At 61.8% G+C, this 10,015-nt stretch carries 10 protein-coding genes; 6 read left to right on the forward strand and 4 right to left on the reverse strand.

Annotated elements, in window-relative coordinates:
• The first annotated feature begins 81 nt into the window (after positions 1 to 81).
• From F8J34_RS02940 to F8J34_RS02955, 4 genes are read left to right on the forward strand one after another with little or no spacing between them, the layout of a single operon-like run.
• On the forward strand, positions 82 to 276 hold the full coding sequence (locus F8J34_RS02940) for a DNA gyrase inhibitor YacG (protein ID WP_297056371.1): 195 nt from the start codon (positions 82 to 84) through the stop codon (positions 274 to 276).
• Positions 263 to 1,174, forward strand: coding sequence for an FAD-dependent oxidoreductase (locus tag F8J34_RS02945; protein ID WP_297056373.1), 912 nt, complete (start codon positions 263 to 265; stop codon positions 1,172 to 1,174). The genes F8J34_RS02940 and F8J34_RS02945 overlap by 14 nt, the downstream gene beginning before the upstream one ends.
• Positions 1,171 to 2,319 carry a hypothetical protein gene (locus tag F8J34_RS02950; protein WP_297056375.1) on the forward strand — a complete coding sequence of 383 codons (1,149 nt, stop codon included), beginning with the start codon at positions 1,171 to 1,173 and terminating at the stop codon, positions 2,317 to 2,319. Before F8J34_RS02945 ends, F8J34_RS02950 begins: the two co-directional genes overlap by 4 nt.
• A gap of 2 nt (positions 2,320 to 2,321) precedes the next feature.
• Positions 2,322 to 2,981: an MBL fold metallo-hydrolase gene (locus F8J34_RS02955; RefSeq protein ID WP_297056377.1), complete on the forward strand. Its 660-nt coding sequence runs from the start codon at positions 2,322 to 2,324 to the stop codon at positions 2,979 to 2,981.
• Here F8J34_RS02955 and F8J34_RS02960 read toward each other — a convergent pair.
• A complete protein-coding gene (locus F8J34_RS02960; protein WP_297056379.1) occupies positions 2,978 to 4,285 on the reverse strand; it encodes a UDP-glucose/GDP-mannose dehydrogenase family protein in 1,308 nt (435 codons plus the stop codon). The two genes, F8J34_RS02955 and F8J34_RS02960, sit on opposite strands and share 4 nt — an antisense overlap.
• A gap of 128 nt (positions 4,286 to 4,413) precedes the next feature.
• On the opposite strand from F8J34_RS02960, the gene F8J34_RS02965 reads away from it, so the two are divergent.
• Positions 4,414 to 5,037, forward strand: coding sequence for a TrmH family RNA methyltransferase (locus F8J34_RS02965; protein ID WP_297056381.1), 624 nt, complete (start codon positions 4,414 to 4,416; stop codon positions 5,035 to 5,037).
• Here F8J34_RS02965 and glmS read toward each other — a convergent pair.
• Together glmS and F8J34_RS02975 are read right to left on the reverse strand one after the other, a co-directional pair.
• Positions 5,024 to 6,871, reverse strand: a complete 1,848-nt coding sequence (gene glmS, locus F8J34_RS02970) for a glutamine--fructose-6-phosphate transaminase (isomerizing) (RefSeq protein ID WP_297056383.1) — start codon at positions 6,869 to 6,871, stop codon at positions 5,024 to 5,026. The two genes, F8J34_RS02965 and glmS, sit on opposite strands and share 14 nt — an antisense overlap.
• Before the next feature lie 43 nt (positions 6,872 to 6,914).
• The gene (locus tag F8J34_RS02975; RefSeq protein ID WP_297056385.1) at positions 6,915 to 7,208 is read right to left on the reverse strand and encodes an HNH endonuclease; all 294 of its coding nucleotides are present in this window, start codon (positions 7,206 to 7,208) and stop codon (positions 6,915 to 6,917) included.
• A gap of 57 nt (positions 7,209 to 7,265) precedes the next feature.
• Between F8J34_RS02975 and mqnE the strand changes: the two genes are divergently transcribed.
• Positions 7,266 to 8,351, forward strand: coding sequence for an aminofutalosine synthase MqnE (gene mqnE, locus F8J34_RS02980; protein WP_297056387.1), 1,086 nt, complete (start codon positions 7,266 to 7,268; stop codon positions 8,349 to 8,351).
• On the opposite strand, the gene F8J34_RS02985 is transcribed toward mqnE, so the two are convergent.
• A partial coding sequence (locus F8J34_RS02985; RefSeq protein WP_297056389.1) for a DNA gyrase C-terminal beta-propeller domain-containing protein occupies positions 8,348 to 10,015 on the reverse strand: 1,668 nt, incomplete at its 5' end. The genes mqnE and F8J34_RS02985 overlap by 4 nt on opposite strands.

Genomic DNA, 10,015 nt, shown 5'->3' on the forward strand with positions numbered 1-10,015 from the left:
GCGGGGTAGGGGCGGTTTTAAGGGACTCCTTCTAGGGTCGGTGTCCACCAAGATCATTTCCACCCTCAAGGACCGTGCGGTATGGCTGGTAAGCTAACCCGGTGTCCGGTGTGCGGAAAACCGGTTTCCTGGGAAGAGAATCCCTATCGGCCCTTCTGTTCCCGCAGGTGCAAACTGGTGGATCTGGATCTCTGGCTCTCCGAGGAGTATCGTATTTCCGTACCCAGGGAAGCCCTGGAGGATGAAGCCGAGGAGGTGGAAGGTGGAGAGGTTTGAGGTAGTCATTCTGGGTTGTGGTCCGGCCGGTCTTCAGGCAGCTATCCATGCGGCCCGGCGCAAGCTTCGCACCCTTATTTTCGGGCGTCTTGAGGCCAGCGCCCTCTTTCGAGCCCACATGGAAAATTACTTCGGGCTCCGGGGTAAGGTCTCCGGTGAGGAACTCCTGCGGGCCGGGCTGGATCAGGCCCTGCGTTTCGGGGCCGAACACCGTACCGAGGACGTGGTGAAACTGGAGATACGGGAGGAAGGCTTTCTGGTGGTTCCGGAATCGGGCCGGGAGATCCTGGCCCAGGCCCTCATTCTGGCCCTGGGGGTTAGCCGTCGCAAGAAGAAGATCCGTGGCGAGGAGGATCTGGTGGGGAAGGGGGTCTCCTATTGTGTGGATTGCGATGGCTTCTTCTTCCGCGGACAGCCCGTGGCCGTGGTGGGGGAGGGGAGTGCCGCGGTCTATGGGGCCCTGACCCTTTCCCATATAGCCTCCGAGGTCTTTCTGGTGGCCCGGGAACTCAAGGTTTCGGAGACCCTGAAGGAAGAACTTGCAGCCTCTAGGGTAAAATGGGTTCGCTCTCAGGCGGAGGAGGTCTTGGGGCAGAAAGAGGTGGAGGGTCTGAGACTTTCCGACGGTACGGTCCTTTCGGTAAAAGGGGTCTTTTTTGAGGAAGGGGCCCGGGGGGCTCTGGAACTGGCCACCTCTCTGGGGGTGGCGCTTGATCCGGAGAATATGCGCTATATCCAGGTGGATCGCCGGCAGGCCACCAATATCCCCGGGGTCTTCGCCGCCGGGGATGTGACCGGCCCTCCCTTCCAGGTGGCCAAGGCCGTGGGAGAGGGCTGCGTAGCCGCTCTTTCGGCGGCGGACTATCTGGCGGAGAAGCGTCGGGCCCGGAAGTCTTGAGGGGTTATCGGGTCAGTTTTTCCGGAGAGATCGGGGTCAAGGCCCCGGCTACCCGACGGGAGCTGGAAAATCTGGGCCTGCAGACGCTCCTTTCCCGGGCCGAGGCCCTGGGCATACCCCTTCGGGTGGAAAGGGAAGGGGGAAGACTCCGGGTGGAGCTCCCGGATGAGCATGAACGTCTCCTCCGGACCCATCCCGGTCTGGGGCGCATAACCGAGCTTTTCGCGCCCTCGGCCGAGGAACTGCTTTCGCCGTCTTTCTGGGAAGGGCTTCTCCCTCCCCGGCCCTTTACCTTCGTGGTGTATGTCCCTCCGATCCGCTCCCGGGAGAGCCTTTCCCGGCTGCTGCATCTCAAGGGTCGTCTGCTGGAGATTCTGGGAGATCTGGCCCGCAGGTATCTTTCCTACTGGGATAACCATCCTCCGGAACACCTGGAGATCCATCTCGAGGGCCGGGAGGGGGACCTCCTTCTCCTGCTTCGGCCCCGGCGAGGTCTCGGAGGGTTGCCGGTGGGAAGCGGAGAAAGGGTGCTACTTCTCTTTTCCGGCGGACCGGATTCTCTTCTGGCGGCGGTGAGACTCCTTTGCCGGGGTCAGGAGGTGGCCCTGGTTTTCTTTGATGATGAAGTTCCCGGACGAGTGGAGAAGGTGAAGACGGTGGCCCGGGAGCTGGCCTATTTTCTGCCCCGGGCCCGGGTGGAATTTTTCCGGGTGGGGTTTCGGGAGATCCAGGAATTTATAGGGGAAAAGGTTCCCCGGCGGGAAAGGTGTTTTTTCTGCAAGGCCTGTATGCTGCTGATCGCCGAAGAGGTGGCCCGCAGGGAGGGTTTTTCCGCGGTGGCCACCGGAGAGATCCTGGGAGAGCAGGCCAGTCAGACCCTTCCGGCGCTGCTCTTTAGCGTGCGGGCCTCCAAAACCTATCCCCTCAGGCCCCTTCTGGGATACACCAAGGAGGAGGTCTTTCGGGATCTGAGCGAACTGGGGCTTTCGGCTGCAGCCAGAAGGAACCTTCCTCCCTGTCCCTTTGTGCCGGACCATCCGCGCACCCGTCCCCGTTCCAGGCCGGAGAAGGTTCTTCACCTGTGGCCGGAGATCCGAAAACGGGTTAAAAGCATAAGAAGGGAGATCCTTTCTTACGGAGGGTAAAGATGGCCGGAGATTATCTCCAGGTGGAGACCCTGGTGGTGGGGCCGCTGGCGGTGTGCTGTTATCTGGTCTATGACCCGGAGAGCCTGGAGGGGGTGGTTATCGACCCCGGCGGAGAGGCGGAGAAGATTCTGGCCCGGGTGAGGGAACTGGGGTTGAGGGTGAAATGGATCCTCGGCACCCACGGGCACGCCGATCACGTGGCCGCCGCCGGTGAAATCCGGCAGGCCCTGGGCGCCCCCTATGCTCTGCACCGGGCCGACGAGGAGTTCTTCGTACACGGTCCCGGGGCCGGGGTCTTCCTCTCCTGGGGTTTCCCCCCCAATCCTCCGGCGGATGAGACCTTCGAGGAGGGGCGGACCTTCTCCCTGGGCCCCTTCCACCTTCGGGTCCTCCATACCCCCGGACATTCGCCGGGGTCGGTATGCTTTTATGACGACCGGCGCTTCCTCTTTACCGGGGATACCCTCTTTGTGGGGGCGGTGGGGCGAGGGGATCTTCCCGGAGGAGACTATTTCCAGATGCTGCGTTCCATTCGCGAAAAACTCCTGGTCCTCCCGGAGGACACCGTGGTCTTCCCCGGGCACGATTACGGCGATCGCCCCACCTCCACCATAGGACGGGAGAAACGGGAGAATCCTTTTCTTAACGAGGAATTCTAGCTTCGTCCCACGCCCAGGTAGCGGAACCCCAGGGCCTTGACCGTCTCCGGCTCGTAGATGTTGCGCATATCCACCAGGTTGGGTTCGGCCATGATCTTTTTGATCTCCCCCAGATCCAGGAAGCGAAACTCGTTCCATTCCGTAAGGATAATGAGCACGTGGGCCTTGCGGGCCGCGGAGAGAGGGTCCTCGGTGTATTCCACCCTGAGGTGCGGAAGCCAGCGTCGGAATTCCTGCATGGCTACCGGATCGTAAACCCGTACCCGGGCCCCCCGGTTTACCAGCTCGGGAACCACACTCAGGGAAGGGGCCTCCCTGACGTCACTGGTATTGGGCTTGAAGGAAAGTCCCAGTACAGCCACGGTTTTGCCCTTCAGGGTTCCGCACAGGGCCTCGGCCTTTTCCACCGCTCGCATTTTCTGTCGCTCGTTTACCTCCAGCACCGCCTCCAGGATGCGCATGGGGCTTCCCACTTCGCGTCCCTGATGCACCAGGGCCTTTACGTCCTTGGGGAAACAGGAGCCCCCGAAACCCGGCCCGGGGTTGAGGAACTTCCGTCCGATACGCGGATCGAACCCCATGGCGCGAGACACCACGGTCACATCCGCTCCCACCTTCTCGCAGAGATTGGCGATCTCGTTGATGAAACTCACCTTGGTGGCCAGAAAGGCGTTGGCCGCGTATTTGATCATCTCCGCGGTCTCCAGATCGGTGATGATAAACGGGGTTTCAGCCAGGTAAAGGGGGCGATAGATGTCTTTGACGATGGCGATGGCGTAGGCGCTCTCCCCCCCGATGACCACCCGGTCGGGATGCATGAAATCCTCCACCGCCGATCCCTCCCGCAGGAACTCCGGATTGGAGATGATGTCCACAGCCACGTTGTTTTTCTTGTGTTTGTCGATGAGGCTTTTGATCCACCGGTTGGTCCCCACCGGAACGGTGCTTTTGGTTACCACCACCTTGTAGTCATCCAGGGCCTCGGCCAGGGAAAGGGCCACCTCCCGGACCTGAGAGAGATCCGCTGAACCGTCTGGAGCCGGGGGCGTACCCACACAGATGAAGACCACCAGGGCCTGTTTTACCGCTTTCTTGAGATCGGTGGTGAAGGAAAGCCTTCCGGCCTTCATGTTGCGCTGCACCAGTTCCTCCAGCCCGGGCTCGTAAAAGGGAATCTCCCCCTTCTCCAGCCGTTTAATCTTCTCCCGGTCCTTATCCACGCATATTACCTTCATGCCGAAATCGGCCATTCCGGCTCCGGAGACCAGTCCGACGTAGCCTGTCCCGATGACCGCTATGTGCATCTCTTCCTCCTCGTCCTCAAGCGAATTCAGGGTGAGCCCGGGCTCGAGGTCTCCCCTTCGGGTGTAGGTTAAAATTTACCCCAAAAGACGACTCCAGGAAGTCCCGCGAAGGAGGCCCGGATAGTCAGATGCCGGTAAAGGCCCGGTTTTATCGGTGTGAGGGATGCGGACTCCGGTTCCCGGCCCTGGAAGAGGTGGGGGGATGTCCGGCCTGCGGAGGCAGGGTGGTTCAGGTGGGGGAAAGGGAGTTAGAGACCGATGCGGAGCACCCCGCCGAGCCCCTCTCTCCGCCGTGTTCCGCGGTGCTGGAGAACCTGCGCAGCGCCTGGAACGTGGGGTCCATTTTTCGCACCGCGGATGCGGCCGGATGGTCCCATCTTCATCTCTGCGGCATCACCCCCGCTCCGCCGCATCCGGGAATAAGCAAGACCGCCCTGGGGGCGGAAAGATGTGTGTCCTGGTCGTATCACCCCGATGCGGTGGAGGTGATAGAGCGTCTGCGGGGAAAGGGCTGGACGGTATGGGTGCTGGAGACCGGGGGAGAGCCCTGGCATCCCGAAGACCCGATCCCTGAAGGCCCTTTCGCGCTGGTGGTGGGGAACGAACTCGCCGGGGTCGATCCGGAGATCCTTTCCCGGGCGCACCGGGTGGTGGAACTTCCCATGCGTGGGTGCAAGCGTTCCCTCAACGTGAGTGTGGCCTTCGGGGTGCTGGCCCTGGGGATCAGCCTGCGGCGCCTCACTCCACGGTGACACTCTTGGCCAGATTCCGGGGCTGATCCACATCGCAGCCCCGTCGCACCGCCATCTCATAGGCAAAAAGCTGCAGGGGCACGGTATAAACCAGCGGAGATAGTTCCCAGGACACCGCAGGGAGTTCCACCAGCTCGGTGGCAAGGGCCGCCAGATCCCGATCGCCCTGGGTCCCGAAGGCCAGGACCGGCCCTCTTCGGGAGCGTACCTCCTGGATATTGGAAAGCATCTTTTCGTAGATCACCCCGGCCTCCCGGGGCGCCAGGGCCACCGTGGGCACGGTCTCCTCGATAAGGGCGATGGGGCCGTGTTTCATTTCCCCGGCGGCATAACCCTCGGCATGGATATAAGAGATCTCCTTGAGCTTGAGGGCCCCCTCCAGGGCCACCGGAAAGAGGATGTTCCTTCCCAGATAGAGGAAGTTCTCCCGACGGAAGTATTTTTCCGAAAGGGAACGTAGTTGAGGGTGGGTGTTCTCGATAATTTGGGTGAGGAGGACGGGAAGGGCGGCCAGCTCCCGGGCCAGGGAGCGCCGGCGGGATTCCTCCATCCTCCCGGTAAGCTCCCCCAGATAGAGGGTGAGAAGGAGCAGGACCGTAAGCTGGGAGGTAAAGGCCTTGGTGGAGGCCACCCCTATTTCCGGGCCGGCGTGGGTATAGATCACCCGGTGAGATTCCCGGGCGATGGTGCTTCCCAGCACGTTCACGATTCCCAGCACCCGGGACCCCAGTTCCCGGGCCAGTCGCAGCCCGGCCAGCGTGTCCGCGGTCTCACCGGATTGAGAAATGACCACGGTGAGGGCATCGGATCGGACCAGAGGGGCCCGATAACGAAACTCCGAGGCCAGGTCCACCTCCACCGGGATTCCGGCCCAGCGTTCCAGGAGATATTTCCCCACCAGACCGGCATGGTAGGAGGTGCCGCAGGCTACAATGAAGATCCGGTTCACTCCCTCGAAGAAATCCCTTTCCAGCCCGGCATCGGAAAGGTCCACCCGACCGTTCTCCGGGTCCATCCGTCCCAGGAGGGTATCCCGAATGGCCTCGGGCTGTTCATAGATCTCCTTGAGCATGAAATGGGGGAACCCCCCTTTTTCCGCCTGAGAGGCATCCCAGGTGATTTCCTGCACCGGGCGGTGAAGCGGTTTCCCGTCCAGTCCGAAGAGACGGACCTCCTCCCGGCTGAGTTCGGCCAGATCCCCATCCTCCAGGAAGATGACCCGCCGGGTCCAGGGCAGGAGGGCGGGGACATCCGAGGCCAGAAAGACCTCCCCCTCCCCCAGCCCCAGGACCAGGGGGCTCTGATTGCGGGCACAGACGATCCTTTCCGGATTCCGTAACCAGATGACCCCCAGGGCGTAGGCTCCCCGCACCTTAAGCAGGGCCCGGCGCACAGCCTCGGAAAGATCCCCGGTCTCCCGCAGGGCCTCCTCGATGAGATGGGCCAGTACCTCGGTGTCGGTTTCGGAGGCGAACCGATGCCCCCGGGCACGCAGTTCCTTCTTCAGGCTATGGTAGTTCTCGATGATTCCGTTGTGCACCACCGCCACCTCACCTGTGCAGTCCTGATGGGGGTGCGCGTTGGTCTCCGAGGGTTCTCCATGGGTGGCCCAGCGGGTGTGTCCCAGCCCCGGAGCCCTTCCGGGGACCTCCAGCCGGGCCAGACTCTCGTCCAGGTCCAGCACCTTGCCCTTGACCCGGTGCAGGAAAAGCCCCTCCCGGGCGAAAAAGACCACCCCCGCCGAATCGTAGCCCCGATATTCCAGACGCCTGAGCCCCTCCAGCAACACACTCTTTACCGGACGGTCCCCCAGATAGCCGATAATTCCGCACATATTCTTTGCCCCTTTTGCGGGTTTTCCCCTTGATCCCTAAAACCTATTTTCCCCGGAGCCTGGCCAGATATTCCTCCCATTCCCAGGGAAGGAGGTATTTTTTCCGGGAATTACATTCCTTGCAGGCCGGGACCAGGTTGGATTTTTCCGACCGTCCTCCCTGAGAGAGGGGGATGCGGTGGTCCATGGTGAGTTCGTGGGGCGGGACCTTACGCCCGCAGTAATAACAGACCCCCGCCGCACATTTTCTGCGCCACCAGCGGGTCTTGCGCAGCTGACGGGCCTTCTCCCGTTCGCGCCGAATCCATTCCTCCTGCGGAAGCCATTCCCCTTTCATAACTCCCGGATTCCCGGCCCTTGCCAGGCACTGGTAACCTTTTTAGTATAGCCAGGGATGATACCGGAAACAATCCGTCGGGCCGGACTGAGCGATATCTACGAAAAGATAGAAGCCGGGGAGAGGCTATCCCGGGAAGATGGCCTGAGGCTCCTTTCCTCCCCGGATCTGCTGGCCCTGGGGGTGCTGGCCCGCAGGGTAAGGGAGCGCCTCCACGGCCGGAAGACCTATTATGTCCTCAATCGACACCTCAATTATACCAACGTTTGCGAGAATAGATGCCGTTTCTGCGCCTACTGGCGTCCTCCGGGAGACTCCCGGGCTTATGTTCTTTCCCCGGAGGAGGCGGTGCGGAAACTCTCGGAGGGTCCTCCTCCCCGGGAGATTCACATCGTAGGCGGGGTGCACCCCGAGCTACCCTACAGTTATTACCTGGAACTGCTCTCCGCGGTAAAGGAGGCCTTCCCCGAGGCCCATATCAAGGCCTTCACCTGTGTGGAGATAGATCATCTGGCCCGGATTTCCGGAAAATCGGTGGAGGAGGTACTTCGGGAGCTTAAGGCCGCCGGGCTTTCCTGCCTGCCGGGAGGGGGAGCGGAGGTCTTTTCCCCCCGGCTCCGGGAGAGACTTTTTCCCCGCAAGATCTCCGCAGAGAGATGGCTGGAGATAGCCTGCACCGCCCATCGCCTGGGCATCCCCACCAATGCCACCATGCTTTACGGCCATCTGGAGACCCCGGAGGAACGGGTGGATCATCTCCTGCGGTTGCGGGAGGCCCAGGATCGGACCCGGGGTTTTCTCTGTTTTGTACCCCTGCCCTTTCAGCCCAAGAATACCCCTCTGGAAGGGGAGGTGGAGCCCACCACGGGTTTTGAGGATCTGCGTCTTACGGCAGTGGCCCGGCTGCTGCTGGACAATATCCCTCATCTCAAGGCCTACTGGGTCTTTCTGGGGGTAAAGCTCGCCCAGCTGGCCCTCCATTTCGGGGCCGACGATCTGCACGGGACGGTCCTTGAGGAACATATCAGCGAAGCCTCCGGAGGCCGTGAGGCCGAGGCCCTATCCCGCGCGGAAATCGAACGGCTCATCCGTGCGGCCGGTTTCGAACCCGTGGAACGCGATGCCTTCTATAGGCCGGTCTAAACCTCCCGGACCACCTCCAGTCCCACGATGCGTTCCCCGCCGTCGAGAAGAAAGAGCTTCACCCCCCGGGTGGCGCGCCCTTTGTAGGGAATCTCCTTTACCCGGATACGAATGATCTTTCCGGAATCGGAAAGGAGCAGGATCTCGTCTTCCTCGGCCACCAGGAGGCCTCCGGCCAGTTTGCCGCTTTTATGATCCACCCGGGCGGCGATGATCCCCTTGCCTCCGCGGCTCTGGACACGATACTCCGAAAGAGGGGTCCGCTTGCCATAGCCGTGTTCGGTAACGGTGAGGAGATCCCTGCCTTCATCCGGGGTGAGGACCAGAAGGCTGGCCACTTCATCCCGTTCCGAGAGATCCATGCCCTTAACCCCGGCGGCGGCCCGGCCCATGGGGCGCACCTGATCCTCCGGAAAACGGATGGCCTGTCCCTCCCGGGTAAGGAGGAGGATCTCCTGGTTTCCCTCGGTAAGGGTGGCTGCCACCACCTCGTCTCCGGCATGGAGTTTGATGGCCAGGATCCCCCGGGAACGGGGATGACTGAATTCCGAAAGCGGGGTCTTTTTCACCAGCCCCTTCCGGGTGGCGAAGACCACGTAGCGGTCCTCGCGGAATTCCCTCACCGGCACCACGGTGGCCACCCGCTCCCCTTCCTCCAGGTGCAGGAGATTGGAAAGAAGGACCCCCCGGGCCTGACGTCCGGCCTGGGGAATGTCCAGCACCTTGAGCCAGTGAACCCGGCCCTGATTGGTGAAACAGAGAAAGATTTCGTGGGTGGTGGCCACATAGAGCCCTCTTACCGCATCCTCCTCGGAGACGGAGATCCCGCTTATTCCCCGTCCGCCCCGATGCTGGTGTCGATAGGTGGAAAGGGGCAGGCGTTTGATATAGCCCTGGTAGGTGAGGGTCACCACCATGGCCTCCTCCACCACCAGGTCCTCCCAGGAGACCTCCCCTTCCTCGGGGACGATGCGGGTGCGGCGGGGATCGGCGTATTTTTCTTTCAGTTCCCGCAGTTCGGCCTCGATCACTCCCTTAAGGGTTTCCTCGTCGGAGAGGATCTTTTCGAACCAGGCGATCTGGCGCTGAAGATCCTGGTACTCGGCCTTGAGTTTCTCCCGTTCCAGGGCGGTGAGCCTCTGGAGACGCATATCCAGGATGGCCTGGGCCTGGGCCTCGGAAAAGGCGAAACGGCGGATGAGTTTTTCCTTGGCCTCGGCCGGGGTGCGGGAGCCGCGGATAAGGGCGATGATCTCGTCCAGGTGATCCAGGGCCCGAAGCAGTCCCTCCAGGATATGGGCCCGCTCCCGGGCCTTGCGCAGATCGTACTGGGTGCGTCGCAGGACGATCTCCCTGCGGTGGGCCAGAAAGTGAAAGAGCACCTCCCGGAGGGAGAGCAACTCCGGCCGGCCCCGCACCAGGGCCAGCATGATCACCCCGAAGGTGCTCTCCAGGGGGGTGTTTTTATAGAGCTGATTCAGGATCACCCGGGCCTGGTCCGCTTTTTCCCGTTTCAGTTCCACCACCACCCGGATCCCGTCGCGGTCGGATTCATCCCGGACCTCGGCGATGCCCTCCAGTTTTTTCTGCTGGGCCAGCTCGGCGATGCGCTCCACCAGTTTGGCCTTGTTCACCTGATAAGGGATTTCGGTAATGATGATGGC

This window comes from Thermosulfurimonas sp. (assembly GCF_015491435.1).
Taxonomy (GTDB): Bacteria; Desulfobacterota; Thermodesulfobacteria; order Thermodesulfobacteriales; family Thermodesulfobacteriaceae; genus Thermosulfurimonas_A.